This window comes from Subtercola boreus (assembly GCF_006716115.1).
GTDB classification, from domain to species: Bacteria; Actinomycetota; Actinomycetes; order Actinomycetales; family Microbacteriaceae; genus Subtercola; species Subtercola boreus.
In genome coordinates this window covers 654,566-670,688 of the sequence record NZ_VFOO01000001.1, presented here as the reverse complement: position 1 = coordinate 670,688, position 16,123 = coordinate 654,566, and the positions used below count along the sequence as shown (strand labels likewise).

Genomic DNA, 16,123 nt, shown 5'->3' with positions numbered 1-16,123 from the left:
GGTGCCTGACGAATCGTACGACCAACACGACTCGGTGGGGGCCTGGGCGAAGCAGTTCCACTTCGCGTCCCGCGCCCTCATCGAGGCGACCCTGCGAGAGCACGGGCTCGGCCCCACCCAGTGGTACGTGCTGCATCAGCTCGTGAACGAGGGCGCGACGTCCCAGCGCGAACTCGGAGTCGCGTTGAAGGTCGAGCGCGCCACGATGAGCGGCGTCGTCTCGACCCTCGTGCGCAAAGGGCTGGTCGTGCAGGTTCCGGATGTCGCGGACCAGCGGCAGCGCATCCTGAGCGTCACGGCGACCGGCCGTGAACTGTGGGCCGGCCTACCGGATCCGGTCGCCCTGACGACCGCGGTGTCGTTCGACGGCGCCGACCCGGCCGACCTCGCCGTGGCCCGGCGCGTGCTGAAGACGGCGACGGAGCGCCTGCTCGCGCACATGGCGGCGGAGGATCCCGAGACTTGACCCGAGCCCCGGGGCCGCGCCTTGACTACCTCTGCTATTCGCAGGCGATCCCGTCGCTGTCGCCGTCAAGCCCTGGGCGGTACCCGGGCTGCCAGCTGTAGAGCGGAGCTGCACCGGCGGCCCTCACCGCATCACAGTTGGCGTAGTAGACGCTGGGCGTGGGCGCTGGGGCCGGTGCGGGAGCGGGTGCCGGTGCCGGCTTTGGACGGCTCGCGTCGACGCTGTTCCAGAGCGCACGGTTCGACGTGCTGTAGACGACCAGGTTGCCGTCCGACTGGATGACGAGGCGCGCGCCGGCGTTGCCGCTGGTGCCGGAGTTCCAGATCGCCTTGCCGGAGGTCGAATACAGTACGGCGTTGCCGTCGCCCTGCATCACCAGTTTGCCTCCGCTGTTCGTCTTGGTGCTCCACGGGGCGCGTCCTTGTGCATAGACGACGAAGTTGCCATCGCTCTGCAACACGGCCGAGTTCGAACCGTTCACGATCGACATTCCCCGGGTCAATTGGGCGTTGCTGGCGAGAGTCGAACTCGTCACCGGCTTGGGTGGGTCGATCGGCGCATTCGCAGCGAAACTGTTCCACTTCGCGGCGCCACCACGGTAGATCACCAGGTTGCCGTCGTTCTGGATGACCACGAAGGCGCCAGGATTGTTGAAGGTCCCTGAGTTCCAGACTGCGTTCCCGGAGGGCGAATACTCGACCAGATTGCCGTCGCTCTGCATCGTCATGCTGCTTCCCGCGGCCGTTCCGTGGGTGGACCAGAGAGCGCTTCCGTTCCTCTTGTAGACGACCGCGTTGCCGTCACCCTGCATGACGAACCGCTTGGTTCCGTCGGACGACACTAACGACTGGCCCGGCACAAGCGTCTCGGCACCCGACAGACGGTCGGAGCCTGCGATGCCGCTGATCACACCGACCTCCGAAGCAGAGGCCGAGATGACCGGCACTGCCTGCGCGCCGGCCGGCATCAGGACGACCAGGCCCACGGCGAGCGCGAGGATTGCCGAACCGAACGCATACCCTTTTCGGCGCGCGCGAAGAGATCTAAGTTCTACGATGATGTCCCCCGACTTAAGGCTCGAGCGTCTTCGCTCGGCACAATTGAATGTCCGCCCCGACAGTTTCGGGACCAGACGCCTTGAGACTAGCGCAGCGCCGGTGCCAGCACGCTAGCCCCCGAACGGGGTCCGTGCGTGTTCGCCCGTTGTATCGAGCGGCAATGATGCGCAGCGGAGATTCTCCGGTTGGATGCTCGCGCTGTTCGGCGTCGCGCTGCTGGTGGTGTGGGCGCTGGTCTTGCTGGTGATCACCGCGCTCGGACTTCCCGTCGATGACCGGCGTCAGTCAGGCGAATTCCTCCTGCTGCTGCTCCCCCTTCGACGACCTGATTCGGCATCCCCGCGCTATTTCAGCTGGTCGAGGTCCAGCTCGCGAACAACAGAGCACCCGCTTCTGCGTTCGATTCACCCGTCGCCGTCGAGATCACCAGATCGTAGGCTGCATCATCCGGAGCTTCGAGAGTCATGCCGTTGATTCCGTAGAACACGTAGACGGCCATCCAACCCAGCCGGTTGTTTCCATCGACCAAAGCGTGGTTGCGCACCAGCGATTCGAGCAGAACCGCCGCTTTCAGGTGCACGGACGGGTAGGCGGGGTTGCCGAACAGTGACGATTGCGGTCGGTGAGCGGCAGAATCCAGCAGTCCGATGTCCCTCACGGAGGGAACGCCCAGATCTTCCGCCAGCGCAAGGAGATGTTCGAGCGTGAGGTACTGGACCGTCACTGGGCCAGGCGGTCGAGCAATGCCGCGTAGCGAGCACGGCCGGCAGCCGACAGCGCATTCACTTCGTCGGCACGCGTGCGCCGGTCGACAGCTTCGGTGATTGCACGCACTGTGGCTTCCTGCTTGCTGACCCCCTGCATCTCGGCCAGTTTCGCCAAGGTCTTCTCCTGGTCTTCGGTGAGTCGCAGTGTCATAGCCATACACGGATGATACCACCGTGGTACCACGCATCGGCGGTCCGATGGCGAGCTCGCGGGTGGGCTCGCCTCAGTGCTCGCCCTTGATCACGAAGTACGAACCGCGGATGGTGCCGGCCAGCTTCGACTTCTGGCGGGCGAACTTGAAGCGGCCTTCGAGTTCCTCCGGAACATCCATGCCGTCGGAGAGCTTGAACCCGACCGCGCGCTTGCCGCCGTCTTCGACCGCGTACATGACGTTGATCGAGAGCCCGGACTCGTAGAACACGTACGCCATGTGGAGGCCATCGACCACGAAGTCGCTGACCTCGAGGGCAGGCGAGGAGATAACGAGGTCGCGCTCGGATTTCAGGATGCCCGTGATCCACTCGAGCACCTCGGGCGCTTCCGCGACCGGGCTGACAGTGAAGACGTGGTCGTACTTGTTCTTGTAGTAGCGCGCCTCGTTGGCGCGGAGGCCGGCCAGCGCGTCGACGACGGGTGACGTCTCGAGGCCGGCGGTGGAGACGGTGGTGAAGTCGACTTCGTACGGCATGCGAGGCTCCTGATCGGGTTCCGGGCGTTTCGGTGGGTACGGCTAGCTGTCGGCCCGGCGCAGCTGCGACCCGGCGACCAGGAAGAAGCCGCCGAGACCGACGGCGAAGGCGCTCACCCCGTACGCGAGCACGGAGGTCATCAGCGAGGTGCGAAGGGATGCGCCCGTCGCGAGCGCCGCGCTGTGGTTGCGGAGTTCCTTCGCCTCGTCGCTCTGCGCATCGACACCGCGCAGGGCGTTGCTGATGTCGGCGAACGTGCGACCACCCGCTCCGCGCTCGGCGTTGCCCTTGATGACGAGCGCTTCGACGTACGCCGTCGCCGGACCCTGCACGGACTTTCCCGCGAAGCGCGGTGCGTTGCCGGGCACGGTGATCTTCTCAGCCTGCAGCTGCTTCGTGACGGTCAACCAGGCACCGGCACCGGCGGCCACGAACAACGCGCCTGCGCCGACGGCGAGACCTCCGACACGGTGGAGGGCGGAGGCTGTGGGCAACGACGACATCGATCATCCTTTCGTGGAGCGGAACACGCGCGACGCAGAGCAGTGCGCACTCCGACTCTAGGCCGAACCCGCGACATCCGGTGCCGCCGCCCTGCGCCGCCGCCCTGCGCTGCTCCCCTGCCGCTACTCCCTGCCATCCTCCAGCGGGATCAGCATGGTGCGGAACTCTCCGGCGGTGGAGTGCAGACCCCAGATGCGATCGGCGACGTCGTCGATGCCGTTCGGGAGTTGCAGCTTCGGGATGCCGCCCGGGATCACGAGCTGGCTGACCCGGATGCCCTCCCCCTCGAGCGCGTCGTGGAGCATCTCGCCGTAGGCGCTCTCCGACGGGAAGGCGACCGATGTTCCTGCGAAGCCGGCGCGCGCCTTCACCGAGGTCCCGCCGTTGATGAGGATGATGCTGCCCTCCCCCGCCTCGCGCATCGCCGGCAGCACCGCACGCGCCGCGTGGATGAGCCCGAGCACCGAGAACTGCAGGGCTTCCAGCGCCAGTTCGGGCGTCAGGTCGAGCACCGGCTTCAGGTAGTCGCGGGACGGGAGCGGGCTGTACTGCAACACGGTGATCGGCCCGAGTTCGGCCGCGGCCCGCTCGAGGGCACCTTCGAGCTGGGCCGGTTCCCGCACGTCCGCTGCGTAGCCGCGAGCTTTCGCTCCGATCGTCTCCAGTTCGGCGGCCAGAGTGTCGAGCTTCGACTGGTCGCGCGAGATGAGAGCGATCGAGAAGCCTTCGCGCGCGAACCTGCGGGCGACAGCTGCGCCGAGGCCCGGCCCGGCTCCGACAATGGCGATGACTGGCATGGGGGCCTTTCGTTCGATGGTGGTGCGAGGGCCTGCGCCATTCTCTGGGGCAGCCAGGGCCACCAGACCATCGTATGTCGCCCCACCAGATACTCCGCGGAGCGCACGTGAGCGCAGACGCAGCGATGCCGGCCTCTCTGGGAGACCGGCATCGCTGGCGGAGGAGAACGAGCCCTACACCTAGAACTGGTTCATCGTGTTGTTCTCGCCGCCGGCCTTGAGGGCCGAGTCGCCGGCGAAGTACTCCTTGTGGTTGTCGCCGATGTCGGATCCGGCCATGTTCTGGTGCTTCACCGTGGCGACACCCTCGCGGATCTCGCGACGCTGCACGCCCTTGACGTAGGCGAGCATGCCCTGGTCGGCGAAGTACCCCTTGGCCAGGTCATCCGTCGACAGCGCAGCCGTGTGGTAGGTCGGCAGCGTGATCAGGTGATGGAAGATACCCGCCTGTGCCGAGCTGTCCCGCTGGAACGTGCGGATGTTCTCATCAGCGACCTGCGCCAGTTCGGTGTCGTCGTACTCGACGCCCATGAGCTTGCTCCGGTCGTAGGCCGAGACGTCCTTGCCCGCTTCGACGAAGGCGTCGTAGGTCTGCTGGCGGAAGCTGGTGGTCCAGTTGAACGACGGACTGTTGTTGTAGACCAGCTTGGCGTTCGGGATGACCTTCCGAACCGCGTTCATCATGCCGGCGATCTGGGCGATGTGCGGCTTCTCCGTCTCGATCCACAGCAGGTCGGCACCGTTCTGCAGCGACGTGATGCTGTCGAGCACGCAACGCTCCTCACCTGTGCCCGCGCGGAACTGGAAGAGGTTGCTGGGGAGGCGCTTCGGGCGTACGAGCTTGCCGTCGCGCTTGATGACGACGTCGCCGTCGCTGAGCCCGGACTCGGGGATCTCCTCGACATCGAGGAACGAATTGTACTGGTCACCGAGGTCGCCGGGCGCGCGGCTCACAGCGAGCTTCTGCGTGAGGCCGGCGCCGAGGGAGTCGGTGCGCGAGACGATCACGCCGTTGTCGATGCCGAGCTCGAGGAACGCGTAGCGCACCGCGTTGATCTTGGCGATGAAGTCCTCGTGGGGAACGGTGACCTTGCCGTCCTGGTGGCCGCACTGCTTCTCATCGGAGACCTGGTTCTCGATCTGGAGGGCGCAGGCGCCCGCCTCGATCATCTTCTTGGCCAGCAGGTACGTGGCCTCGGGGTTGCCGAAGCCGGCGTCGATGTCGGCGATGATCGGCACGACGTGGGTCTCGTAGTTGTCGATCTGAGTCTGGATGAGCTCGATGGATGTCTCGTCACCGGCGGCGCGCGCGGCATCCAACTGGCTGAAGAGCAGGTCGAGCTCACGCGCGTCGGCTTGGCGGAGGAACGTGTAGAGCTCCTCGATGAGGGCCGGCACCGCCGTCTTCTCGTGCATGGACTGGTCGGGGAGCGGCCCGAATTCCGAACGCAGCGCGGCAACCATCCAGCCCGAGAGGTAGAGGTAACGCTTGTTGGTGGTCTTGAGGTGCTTCTTGATCGAGATGAGCTTCTGTTGGCCGATGAAGCCGTGCCAGACGCCGAGGGACTGGGTGTAGACAGACGAATCGGCGTCGTACTCCGCCATGTCCTTGCGCATGATGTCCGCGGTGTACTGGGCGATCTGAAGGCCCGTGCGGAAGCGGTTCTGAGCGCGCATACGGGCGACGGACTCGGGGTTGATCGCATCCCAGCTGCTGCCGGTCTCCTGCTTCAGCGCCTCGATCGCATCGATGTCGTCTTGGTAGGCAGTCATTGTTCATCCTTCGTTGTGAGAGGTTCTGTGCAGCGCGTATGACCACTCTGAGCGGAGATCCACCGCCCGACAGGTGAATTCATGGCCGAAGTATGCCGACACTTCTACCGCTCAGAAGAAACCCGGTTCTTCTGCCGCAGAGAGCAGATTCTGTGTGCGACGCTGGATCTCATGACAACGATTACTGCTGACCTGTACGACGAACGGGGCGAAGGAATTCAGTCGCTGCCGCTCCAGCTCCAGTCCTTCGGCGCCCAGGCGAAGTTCGAGGGACCGATTCGCACGGTGAAGTGCTTCGAAGACAACGCACTGCTCAAATCGATCGTGTCGACTCCCGGCGCCGGCGCCGTTCTCGTCGTCGACGGCGGGGGCTCGCTCGAAACGGCACTCATGGGCGACATGATCGCGAAGATCGCAGCAGACAACGGGTGGGCCGGCGCCGTGATCAACGGCGCCATCCGTGATCGCGTCGCGATCTCGGAGATCGCGATCGGCATCAAAGCCCTCGGCACCAACCCGCGGAAGAGCACGAAGACCGGTGAAGGCGAGGCGGATGTGCCGCTGCAGTTCGGCGGAGTGACCTTCCGTCCGGGCGCGATGCTCTACAGCGACGAGGACGGAATCCTCGTCGAACGCTGACCCCGGGCTTCAAACGACGCTTCAGGCAACCGTCAGAGGCGTGATTGCCTCGATTTTCTCCCACAGGGCTCGTCGCTCGAGTCGCAGCTCGTAGTTGGACTGGAGGTTCATCCAGAACTCCTCCGACGTTCCGAAGCAACGAGCGAGGCGAATAGCCGTATCCGCCGTCATTCCGCGTTTGCCGTGAACGATCTCATCGAACCGGCTCGATCCGCTCGCTGTCAGTCGTAGTCGACGAGTTCGACATCTTCTGCACCTCCCTCTCTCCGAACACAGCAGATACGCCGTTGGGCATTCACGCGAATGCCGTGCTGTGCGCATGGAGGAGTTCAAGCATTCTGAGTGTCGCAGGTTGCACATTCCGGTCGACACCCCTGCCGGGCTCTGCGGGCACCCATGCCGAAACCGTATGGGCTTTTCTACACGTTGAAGCGGAACTCCACGACGTCGCCGTCGTGCATGACGTATTCCTTGCCCTCGATGCGCACCTTGCCGCGGGCCTTGGCCTCGGCCATCGATCCGGCCTCGATGAGGTCGTCGAAGGAGACGATCTCGGCCTTGATGAAGCCCTTCTGGAAGTCGGTGTGGATGACGCCGGCCGCCTGCGGGGCGGTCCAGCCCTTGCCGATGGTCCAGGCACGCGACTCTTTGGGACCGGCGGTGAGGTAGGTCTGGAGGCCGAGGGTGTCGAAACCGATGCGGGCGAGCTGATCGAGGCCCGACTCCTCCTGGCCGGTCGAGGCGAGCAGTTCGGCCGCGTCCTCGGGGTCGAGGTCGATGAGCTCGGATTCGAGTTTCGCGTCGAGGAAGATGGCCTGGGCGGGCGCGACGAGGGCAGCGAGCGCGTCGAGGGCAGCTTGGTCGCCGAGCACGCCCTCATCCACGTTGAAGACATAGATGAACGGCTTCGCAGTCAGCAGGCCGAGCTCTTTGATGGGTTCGATGTCGAACTTCGGCGCACTCGACAGGGGCGCACCCGAGTCGAGAATCTTCTGCGCTTCGAGGGCGGTCGCCAGCACGGCGGGCTCGATCCGCTTCGTCTTGACCTCCTTCTCGTACCGGGCGACAGCCTTCTCGAGGGTCTGCAGGTCGGCGAGGATGAGTTCGGTGTTGATCGTCTCGAGGTCGCTCGCAGCATCCACCTTGCCGTCGACGTGCACGACGTCGGGGTCGCTGAAACCGCGCACCACCTGCGCGATGGCGTCGGCTTCGCGGATGTTCGCGAGGAACTTGTTGCCGAGACCCTCGCCCACGCTGGCGCCCTTGACGATGCCGGCGATGTCGACGAACGACACGGGAGCCGGCAGCAGCCGCTCACTGCCATGGATGCCGGCGAGAGCCGCCAGGCGCGGGTCGGGAAGGTTCACCACGCCGACGTTCGGCTCGATGGTGGCGAACGGGTAGTTCGCCGCCAGCACCTGGTTCTTGGTGAGGGCGTTGAAGAGAGTGGACTTGCCCACATTGGGCAGCCCGACGATTGCGATAGTTAGAGCCACGAGAGTCAATCGTACCCGGGCGGCCCCGGCCAGCCGGTCGCCACAGGGAATCGCGGCCCCTGGTGCGGTGTGCCAGGGGCCGCGGCGCTAGTTCTGGGGGAAACCCAGGTTGATGCCGCCGTGGGAGGGATCGAGCCAGCGGGAGGTGATCGCCTTCTGGCGGGTGTAGAACTGGAAGCCGTCGATGCCGTACGCCTTCGAGTCGCCGAAGATCGAGTCCTTGAAGCCGCCGAAGGAGTAGTAGGACACGGGCACGGGGATCGGCACGTTGATACCGATCATGCCGACCTCGACCTCGTTCTGGAAGCGGCGGGCCGCTCCCCCGTCGTTCGTGAAGATCGCGGTGCCGTTGCCGTAGGGCGAGGCGTTGATGAGGTCGACACCCTCCTCGTAGGAGGCGACGCGCACGATCGAGAGCACCGGGCCGAAGATCTCGTCCGTGTAGACCTTCGACGAGGTCGACACCTTGTCGATCAGCGTCGGTCCGAGCCAGAAACCGTCGGGAGCACCGTCGACGACCACGTCGCGCCCGTCGATGACGACCGAGGCGCCGTCGGCGGTCGCGATGTCGATGTAGGAGGCGACCTTGTCGCGGTGCACCTCGGTGACGAGGGGGCCCATGTCGCACGCGCGGCGTCCGTCGCCGACGACCAGACCGGCCACGCGCGACTGGATCTTCTCGATCAGTTCGTCCGCGACGGGCTCGACAGCAACGACCACCGAAATGGCCATGCAACGCTCACCGGCCGAACCGAAGCCCGCGTTGACGGCGGCGTCGGCGACGAGGTCGAGGTCGGCATCCGGGAGTACCAGCATGTGGTTCTTCGCGCCTCCGAGGGCCTGCACGCGCTTGCCGTTTCGGGTGGCCGTCTCGTAGACGTAGCGCGCGATCGGCGTGGAACCCACGAACGAGATCGCCTTGACGTCGGGGCTGTTGAGGAGACCATCCACCGCCACCTTGTCGCCGTGCAGCACGTTCAGCACGCCGTCGGGCAGGCCCGCTTCCGTGAACAGGGCGGCGAGCCAGTTGGCGGCGCTCGGGTCTTTCTCACTGGGCTTCAGAACGACCGTGTTGCCGGCCGCGATGGCGACGGGGAAGAACCAGAGCGGCACCATCGCCGGAAAGTTGAAGGGGCTGATCATGCCGACCACGCCGAGCGGGCCGCGCGTCGAGTAGACGTCGATGCCGGTCGAGACGTTCTCGGAGTAGTCGCCCTTGATGAGGTGCGGGAAGCCGCAGACGAACTCGACGACCTCGAGGCCGCGCGTGATCTCGCCGGCGGCGTCGGAGAGTACCTTGCCGTGCTCGGCGGTCAGGATCTCGGCGAGCTCACCACGCCGGGCGGCCAGCAGCTCGCGGAAGGCGAACATGATCTGCTGGCGGCGGGTCAGCGAGGTGTCGCGCCAGGCGGGGAAGGCGGCCTTCGCGGCGGCGATGGCGGCGGCGATCTCCGCCTCGTCGGCGAGTGCGACCTGTTTGGTCTGCACGCCGAGCGCGGGGTCGTACACGGGAGCCGTGCGACCGCTGGTGCTCTCGACCAGCGCTCCGTTGATGTAGTGGGTGACGACAGCGGTGTCGGTGAGAACGTCGGTCATTTCGGATCACTTTCGGTTGCGTGTTCTGAGGTTAGAGCATGCCCGGTTTCAGGGCCACCCGGTGCGCCGCCGCGCCGGTCGCCGGTGTGGCATCGGGGCCGGCCGGGGTGGCATCGACCCGGTGTCGGAGGCCGGTGCGACACTTCTGGCATGGAATCACTCGGAGTCTTTCTGGTCTGCCTGGCCCTTGCGCTGGTGGTCGGCGCGCTCGGCGGGTGGATGCTGCGGGGCAGCCGCTTCGCGGCGACGCGCTCGGCCGACGCTGCCGCGCGCGCCCGCGATCTCGCTCCTCTCCTGGAGCTGCAGGGCCGGAGTGCCGGCGCGGAGGCGACCGCTGCCGGCCTCCGCCAGCAGCTCCGCGCGCAGGATGCCCAGTACCGCGAGCAGATCGCGCAGCAGGAGGGGCGCCTGGCCGAGTTCCAGGAGCGGCTCGCCGATGCGCAGCGGGCGGAGGCTGCGCGGGCCGCAACCGACGGCCGGGTGCTCGTCGCGCTGAGTCCCGTGCAGGAGAGCCTCCGGCTGGTGCAGGCGAAGGTCACCGAACTCGAGGAGCAGCGGCGGCAGCAGCACGGTGAGCTGAGCGAGCAGCTGCGTTCGGCGACCGAGTCCGAAGAGCGGCTGCGCACGACGGCGGAGTCGCTGGCCTCGGCCCTCCGCTCGAACAGCACCCGTGGGGTGTGGGGCGAGACGCAGCTCCGCAACGTGGTGGAGGCGGCGGGCCTGCTCGACAGGGTCGACTTCGAGGTGCAGTCGAGCATCCGGAGCGACCGCGGAGCCGGGCGACCCGACATGGTCGTGCACCTGCCGGGAGGAAAGAACATCGCGGTCGACGCGAAGGTGCCGTTCACGGCGTACCTGGAGGCGTCCACCATCGCCGTGACCGCGACCGGCGCGGAGGGCGCCCGGCGTGAGGAGCTGCTGCGGGCGCATGTGAAGGCGGTGCGCGACCACATCACGGCTCTGGGGTCGAAGGGCTACTGGGCGGGACTGGATGCGTCGCCCGAACTGGTGGTGGCGTTCATCCCGAGCGAGTCTCTCATCTCGACGGCGATGGAGGCCGACCCCGGCATCATGGACTTCGCGTTCTCGAAGAAGGTCGCGCTGGTGTCGCCGGTCACGCTGTGGTCGCTGCTGAAGACGGTGGCGTTCAGCTGGCAGCAGGACGTGCTGACGCATGAGGCGAAGACGCTCTTCGACCTCGGCAAGGAACTCTATTCACGGCTCGCCACGACCTCGACCCACATCGACAAGCTGGGGCGCACGATCGAGCGGAGCGTGAAGGACTACAACGCGTTCGTCGGGTCGTTCGAGCGGCAGGTGTTCCCGACCGCGCGCCGGCTGAACGCGCTTGACGAGTCGGTGGTGCTGAAGACGCTCGAACCGGTCGAGGAGACCGCACGCCAGGTCACCGCGTTCGAACTGGTCGCCGAACTCGACCTGGCCCGCGACCTCGAAAGCATCGACGACCCCAACAAACTGATCTAGCGCAGCAGGCGCATCGCTCTCAGCGCGGCGAACAGCTCCGCTGCGTCGACAGGATGCGCGACAGAACGCCCGGTCAGCTCGGCGATACGACCGAGCCGGTATCCGACCGTGTTGCGGTGGCAGTGCAGGGCCGAACCCGCAGCGGCGGTGGATCCGTCGGCAGCGAACCAGGCCTCCAGTGTCTCGATGAGCGATTCGCCGTCAGTGGTGGCCAGAACGGCGCCGAGGATGTCGTCTCTCAGTTCTCGGGCGTATTCGGGCTGGACCACGAGCACGGTGTCGAGCGGAGCCGATCCGTACGCCGTGAGACCGATGCTCGCCGGCGGAACGCATTCCATCGCGATGCGCGCCTGGCGCAGTGCATCGGGCGCCTGGTGCATCGCTCTGAACTGCCGACTGCAGCCCACGCGCGAGGTGGCCGACGCCTTCATCACCTCGGCAGCGTCGACGATCTCGGCCCTGGATGAGCACGCAACCACACCGACGTGCTCGCCTTTCCAGCTCGCCCAGGCCGACGCGGCACCGATCCCGCGAAGTCGGGTGACGACGGAGGGCAGGGGGTCGTCACCGGTCTCGCTCAGCTCGGCGACCACGACCAGATAGTCCGCATGGTCGGGCAGCCCGAGCGAACGGAGGATTCCGCCGGAGCCCGGCGCGTTGGCACTCCCGTCGAGAAGAGAGAGCAGCATGACGCTTCGGGCCTGCTGGTCGCGTCGGCCCTGTTCGTCGACGACTTCGCGGTAGGCCTCGGCCGCAGCACTCGAGAACCGGTCGATGATGCCCCAGACCTCCGAGGAGACCCGCAGCAGGGCGACCGAGTTGTTCAGGGCGCCCGACCGCGCGATCATCTCCTCCCAGAGAGTGAGCCCCGCGAGACGGTAGGCGTGCAGCAGGCTCGCCATCGGAATTCCGTACTGGGCTTTGAGCCTGCCTGCCGTTCGCGCGGCTTCGAGGGAGTCGAGGTCGCCCGTCAGGGTCTGAAGGAGCGCCCGCACGTTCAACCTCACGATCACGGCGAGTTCGTCAGCACTGATCCCCGATTCGGCGTAGGAGTGTTCGCCTGCCAGGATCTGCCGCACGACACGATCACTGAGCGCATCGACGCAGCCCAACAGCTCGGCGAACAGGTCGGAAGGAGCCTGGCCGAGGCCCGGCTCCCCGGAGAGGGCGACATCGTCAGTGATGGTCATGCCACGACGATAACTCGTCGATGCCCTCCTGTCTTGTGCCGCGGCACAATCAGTGCCGACCAATCAGGTGCGCGCGCCCATTCGTTCTGCGGGCGGGCCAGCGCAGACTTACAGGCAGATCAAAGGAGATCCATGACCATCCTCGAGGCGGCACCCTCGGCAACCGCCGACCACCAGACTCTCACCGATGCCGATCGGCTTCGACTCGACGCCTGCATCGAGGAACTCGCCGCCGGCGAAGCGGCCTGGGCCACCCGCCGATTGGCCGAACGAGCCGAACTCCTCGGCCGTGTGCATTCCGAGGTCGCCCGGACCGCGCGCGAATGGGTCGACGCAGCCAGCGCCATCAAGGGACTCGACCCCGACTCGCAGGCTGTCGGCGAGGAATGGATCTCCGGCCCGTACCCCGTGCTCTCCGGACTCGGCACGCTGGCGCACAGCCTGCGGGCGCTCGACCAGGGCAGGAGTCCACTCGACGGTCTGCACTTCGGCACGGCGCCGGGCAGACGGGTGACCGTCTCCGTGCTGCCTCATTCCGCCTATGAACGAGTCTTGATGCACGGCTTCCATGCCGAGGTCTGGATGCCCCCGGGGGTCGGCGCCTCGACGGTGCGGTCGCATGCCGGCCTGGCCGAACGGCGCCCCACACTCACACAGGGCATCGGACTGGTGCTCGGCGCCGGGAACATCACCTCCATCGCTCCCCTCGATGTGCTCTACGAACTCATCGCGAACAACCGGGTCGTCCTGCTCAAACTGAACCCCGTCATGGCGCACATGGAGCAGGCCTATCGCCGGGCGTTCGCGCCGCTCATCGATGCCGGCGTTCTGCGCATCGTGCAGGGCGGCGCCGCGGCGGGCAGCTATCTCGCCCACCACCCGGGCATCTCGCACGTGCACATCACGGGGAGTTCGACCACCCACGACATCGTCGTCTTTGGGCAGGGTGCAGAAGGGGCCCGCCGAAAGGCCGCGGGCACGCCCCTTCTCGAGAAGCCGATCACCAGCGAGCTCGGTGGGGTCGCCCCCGTCATCGTTGTGCCCGGTCGGTGGACAGCCCGTGACCTGCGCTACCAGGCCGAACACGTCGCCACGATGCGGCTCCACAACGGCGGTTACAACTGCATCGCCGGCCAGGTCGTCGTGGTTTCGAGCGACTGGGAACAGAAGGGCGCGTTTCTCGCCGAGTTGCGGGCGGCGCTCGGGCGGACTCCCGATCGAGCGCCGTGGTACCCCGGGAGCGGTGACCGGATCGCGAGAGCCGAGGAAGCGTATCCGAACGCCGAACATCTCGGCAGCCAGAGGGGCCGACTCCTCGTCGATCTGAAGCAGGGAATGGATGCCTCGGTGATCCAGTCGACCGAGTTCTTCTCCCCCGTGCTCGGCGTGATCGAGGTTCCGGGAACGGGGCAGTCGTTCTTCGACGCGGCCGTCAGAACGGCGAACGACAGCCTGCTCGGCACTCTCGGCGCGAACATCATCGCCGACCCGCGCGACATCAGGTCGATGGGCGCGGGATTCCGGGAGGCTCTCGCGCGGCTCCGTTATGGCACCATCGCCGTCAACACCTGGACCGGGCTCGGCTTCCTCACAGCGGCTGCACCCTGGGGAGCCTTTCCCGGACACACTCTCCACGATGTGGAGAGTGGTCGCGGAATCGTGCACAACGCCCTGTTGATCAGCGCTCCCGAGCGCACGGTCGTCACGGGGCCGTTCCGGCCGTTCCCCCGGTCCTTCGCGCACGGCGAGTTCACTCTGTTTCCGAAACCGCCGTGGTTCGTCACCTCACAGAGCGCTGCGGCGACGGGCCGCAAGCTGACCGGGTTCGCTGCGCGCCCCGGATGGCTCCGGCTGCCCGCGGTCTTCGCGGCTGCGTTCCGCGCCTGACAACCACCCCACCGCCACCACCCCACCACCACCAGCTCCCTCCCGCTCCACCATCCCTGAACACCACTGCTGAGGAGAACCCTGTGACCACCGCACGCTCGAACGCCAGACCCGAAGTTCTGGATGCCGGCACCGAGTCCCATGACTATGTGATCGTCGGTGCGGGATCAGCCGGCTCCGCCCTCGCGAGCAGGCTGAGCGAGAACGGCACCCACACCGTTCTGTTGCTCGAGGCGGGCCCGGTCGACAAGAAGATGGAGATCCACATTCCCGCGGCGTTCTCGAGTCTCTTCCGCTCACCGCTCGACTGGAACTACGACACCGAGCCGCAGCCGCAGCTCGGCGGTCGGCGTATCTACTGGCCGCGGGGAAAGATGCTCGGCGGCTCGTCGTCGATCAACGCGATGATGTGGGTGCGCGGGTTTCCCGAAGACTACGACGCCTGGGCCGAGTCGGCGGGCGCAGGCTGGTCCTGGAAATCGCTCGTGCGATACTTCACGCGCGCAGAGCGGGTCGAGGGAACGCATGACGCTGAGACCGGGGCATCCGGGGCCATCAGCGTGTCGGCCCAGCGAAGCCCGCGTTCGCACACGGCTGTCTTCCTCTCCGCCGCGAAGGAGATCGGCCTGGCCGTCGTCGCCGCGAACGGGAAGAACCAGGAAGGAGTGAGCCAGACGATGGTCACCCAGGCCAAGGGTGCGCGCTTCAGCACGGCAGACGGATACCTCAAGCCGGCCCGCAAGCGGAAGAACCTCGTCGTGCGCACGGGCGCCCACACCACGCGGGTGCTGTTCGAGGGAACGAGAGCGGCGGGTGTCGAATATGTCCAGGATGGTCGCACGAAGGTCGTGCGCGCCCGTCGGGAGATCATCCTGAGCGGCGGTGCCGTCAACACCCCGCAACTGTTGATGCTGTCAGGGGTGGGCGACAGCGCCGAGCTTCAGAAGTTCGGGATCGACGTGGTGGCGCACTCCCCCGAGGTCGGCAGGAATCTGCGCGACCACCTCGTCGCGCTGCTCGCGGTCGATGCCGCAGAGGACACGCTGTTCCTGGCCCAGAAGCCTGCCCAGCTCGTGAAGTACCTCTCGAAGAAGCAGGGCATGCTGACCTCGAACGTCGCCGAAGCGTACGGCTTCATCAAGACCGATCCATCGCTCGCCCTGCCCGACATCGAGCTCATCTTCGCACCCGTCGCCTTCATCGGCGAAGGACTCATCGGTCACACCGACCACGGCCTCTCCGTCGGCGCCATCCTGCTGCAGCCGGAGAGCTCCGGCACAGTCACGCTGGCGACGGCCGATCCGTTCGACAAACCGCTCATCGATCCGAAGTACCTCAGCGACGCGGCGGGCCGGGACCGGGCGACGCTGACGGCTGGACTGAAGGTCTGCGAACGGATCCTCACGACGCAGGCGATGCGGTCGATCACCCGGGGCACCTTCGTGCAACCCGACGGCGCAGAGTCGCTGAACGTCGACGATCGCGACGCTCTCGCCATCGAACAGCACTCGCACACGCTGTACCACCCTGTCGGCACCGCGCGGATGGGCTCCGACGCCGCGTCGGTGGTCGACGAAGAACTCCGGGTGCGCGGAGTGCAGGGGCTGCGCGTCGCCGACGCCTCGGTGATGCCGGGGATCATCCGGGGTCACACCAATGCCCCGTCCATCGTCATCGGCGAGAAGGCGGCCGACCTGATTCTGGGGAGCTCCGCTCACGCCACCGACGAGGTGTTGCTCGGAGCGACGGAACACGCCGCCACCCGGGCGTGACGG

Annotated in this window: 15 protein-coding genes and 1 pseudogene; 5 read left to right on the top strand and 11 right to left on the bottom strand. The window is 66.6% G+C overall.

The features are described from left to right. The first annotated feature begins 1 nt into the window (after nt 1). Entirely contained in the window at nt 2-466 is a 465-nt protein-coding gene (locus FB464_RS03225) for a MarR family winged helix-turn-helix transcriptional regulator (RefSeq protein WP_116415141.1), read from the top strand. Between the two features lie 34 nt (nt 467-500). On the opposite strand, the gene FB464_RS19680 is transcribed toward FB464_RS03225, so the two are convergent. The 7 genes from FB464_RS19680 to FB464_RS03190 all read right to left on the bottom strand — a co-directional run bounded on the left by FB464_RS19680 (nt 501) and on the right by FB464_RS03190 (nt 6,055). Beyond that, nucleotides 501-1,451: an excalibur calcium-binding domain-containing protein gene (locus FB464_RS19680; RefSeq protein ID WP_142206596.1), complete on the bottom strand. Its 951-nt coding sequence runs from the start codon at nt 1,449-1,451 to the stop codon at nt 501-503. 422 nt (nt 1,452-1,873) lie between these two features. Continuing rightward, nucleotides 1,874-2,248, bottom strand: coding sequence for a type II toxin-antitoxin system death-on-curing family toxin (locus tag FB464_RS20105; protein WP_116415142.1), 375 nt, complete (start codon nt 2,246-2,248; stop codon nt 1,874-1,876). After that, on the bottom strand, nt 2,245-2,448 hold the full coding sequence (locus FB464_RS20100) for a CopG family transcriptional regulator (protein ID WP_116415143.1): 204 nt from the start codon (nt 2,446-2,448) through the stop codon (nt 2,245-2,247). The genes FB464_RS20105 and FB464_RS20100 overlap by 4 nt, the downstream gene beginning before the upstream one ends. A 67-nt stretch (nt 2,449-2,515) precedes the next feature. Continuing rightward, on the bottom strand, nt 2,516-2,980 hold the full coding sequence (locus FB464_RS03205; RefSeq protein WP_116415144.1) for a phage tail protein: 465 nt from the start codon (nt 2,978-2,980) through the stop codon (nt 2,516-2,518). A 42-nt stretch (nt 2,981-3,022) separates the two neighbouring features. Continuing rightward, nucleotides 3,023-3,484 carry a hypothetical protein gene (locus tag FB464_RS03200; RefSeq protein WP_116415145.1) on the bottom strand — a complete coding sequence of 154 codons (462 nt, stop codon included), beginning with the start codon at nt 3,482-3,484 and terminating at the stop codon, nt 3,023-3,025. A gap of 123 nt (nt 3,485-3,607) precedes the next feature. Next, on the bottom strand, nt 3,608-4,282 hold the full coding sequence (locus FB464_RS03195) for an SDR family NAD(P)-dependent oxidoreductase (protein ID WP_116415146.1): 675 nt from the start codon (nt 4,280-4,282) through the stop codon (nt 3,608-3,610). Between the two features lie 180 nt (nt 4,283-4,462). After that, complete coding sequence (locus FB464_RS03190) at nt 4,463-6,055, bottom strand: isocitrate lyase (RefSeq protein ID WP_116415147.1); 1,593 nt, start codon at nt 6,053-6,055, stop codon at nt 4,463-4,465. Between the two features lie 171 nt (nt 6,056-6,226). Between FB464_RS03190 and rraA the strand changes: the two genes are divergently transcribed. After that, on the top strand, nt 6,227-6,694 hold the full coding sequence (rraA, locus tag FB464_RS03185; protein ID WP_116415148.1) for a ribonuclease E activity regulator RraA: 468 nt from the start codon (nt 6,227-6,229) through the stop codon (nt 6,692-6,694). Nucleotides 6,695-6,715: 21 nt separating this feature from the next. Here rraA and FB464_RS20550 read toward each other — a convergent pair. The 3 genes and pseudogenes from FB464_RS20550 to FB464_RS03170 all read right to left on the bottom strand — a co-directional run. Beyond that, nucleotides 6,716-6,898: pseudogene (locus FB464_RS20550) on the bottom strand (HigA family addiction module antitoxin); the annotation flags it as partial. A gap of 215 nt (nt 6,899-7,113) precedes the next feature. Continuing rightward, entirely contained in the window at nt 7,114-8,190 is a 1,077-nt protein-coding gene (gene ychF, locus FB464_RS03175) for a redox-regulated ATPase YchF (protein WP_116415149.1), read from the bottom strand. A gap of 87 nt (nt 8,191-8,277) precedes the next feature. Continuing rightward, a complete protein-coding gene (locus FB464_RS03170) occupies nt 8,278-9,786 on the bottom strand; it encodes a CoA-acylating methylmalonate-semialdehyde dehydrogenase (protein WP_116415150.1) in 1,509 nt (502 codons plus the stop codon). 150 nt (nt 9,787-9,936) lie between these two features. Between FB464_RS03170 and FB464_RS03165 the strand changes: the two genes are divergently transcribed. Further along, entirely contained in the window at nt 9,937-11,271 is a 1,335-nt protein-coding gene (locus FB464_RS03165) for a DNA recombination protein RmuC (RefSeq protein WP_116415151.1), read from the top strand. Here the strand turns inward: FB464_RS03165 and FB464_RS03160 are convergent. Further along, entirely contained in the window at nt 11,268-12,461 is a 1,194-nt protein-coding gene (locus FB464_RS03160; protein WP_116415152.1) for a PucR family transcriptional regulator, read from the bottom strand. The genes FB464_RS03165 and FB464_RS03160 overlap by 4 nt on opposite strands. A gap of 132 nt (nt 12,462-12,593) precedes the next feature. Here FB464_RS03160 and FB464_RS03155 point away from each other — a divergent pair, with 132 nt between their 5' ends. Next, nucleotides 12,594-14,348 (top strand): aldehyde dehydrogenase family protein, encoded by a 1,755-nt coding sequence (locus FB464_RS03155; protein ID WP_116415153.1) that lies wholly within the window; start codon nt 12,594-12,596, stop codon nt 14,346-14,348. Between the two features lie 83 nt (nt 14,349-14,431). Further along, on the top strand, nt 14,432-16,120 hold the full coding sequence (locus tag FB464_RS03150; RefSeq protein ID WP_246092900.1) for a GMC family oxidoreductase: 1,689 nt from the start codon (nt 14,432-14,434) through the stop codon (nt 16,118-16,120). Nucleotides 16,121-16,123: the final 3 nt, after the last annotated feature.

Bases quoted from the DNA above. Each gene is read 5' to 3' on its own strand.
- FB464_RS20100 (WP_116415143.1), bottom strand. From the start codon at position 2,448: ATGGCTATGACACTGCGACTCACCGAAGACCAGGAGAAGACCTTGGCG.
- FB464_RS03205 (WP_116415144.1), bottom strand. From the start codon at position 2,980: ATGCCGTACGAAGTCGACTTCACCACCGTCTCCACCGCCGGCCTCGAG.
- FB464_RS03200 (WP_116415145.1), bottom strand. From the start codon at position 3,484: ATGTCGTCGTTGCCCACAGCCTCCGCCCTCCACCGTGTCGGAGGTCTC.
- FB464_RS03195 (WP_116415146.1), bottom strand. From the start codon at position 4,282: ATGCCAGTCATCGCCATTGTCGGAGCCGGGCCGGGCCTCGGCGCAGCT.
- FB464_RS03190 (WP_116415147.1), bottom strand. From the start codon at position 6,055: ATGACTGCCTACCAAGACGACATCGATGCGATCGAGGCGCTGAAGCAG.
- rraA (WP_116415148.1), top strand. From the start codon at position 6,227: ATGACAACGATTACTGCTGACCTGTACGACGAACGGGGCGAAGGAATT.
- FB464_RS03170 (WP_116415150.1), bottom strand. From the start codon at position 9,786: ATGACCGACGTTCTCACCGACACCGCTGTCGTCACCCACTACATCAAC.
- FB464_RS03165 (WP_116415151.1), top strand. From the start codon at position 9,937: ATGGAATCACTCGGAGTCTTTCTGGTCTGCCTGGCCCTTGCGCTGGTG.
- FB464_RS03160 (WP_116415152.1), bottom strand. From the start codon at position 12,461: ATGACCATCACTGACGATGTCGCCCTCTCCGGGGAGCCGGGCCTCGGC.
- FB464_RS03155 (WP_116415153.1), top strand. From the start codon at position 12,594: ATGACCATCCTCGAGGCGGCACCCTCGGCAACCGCCGACCACCAGACT.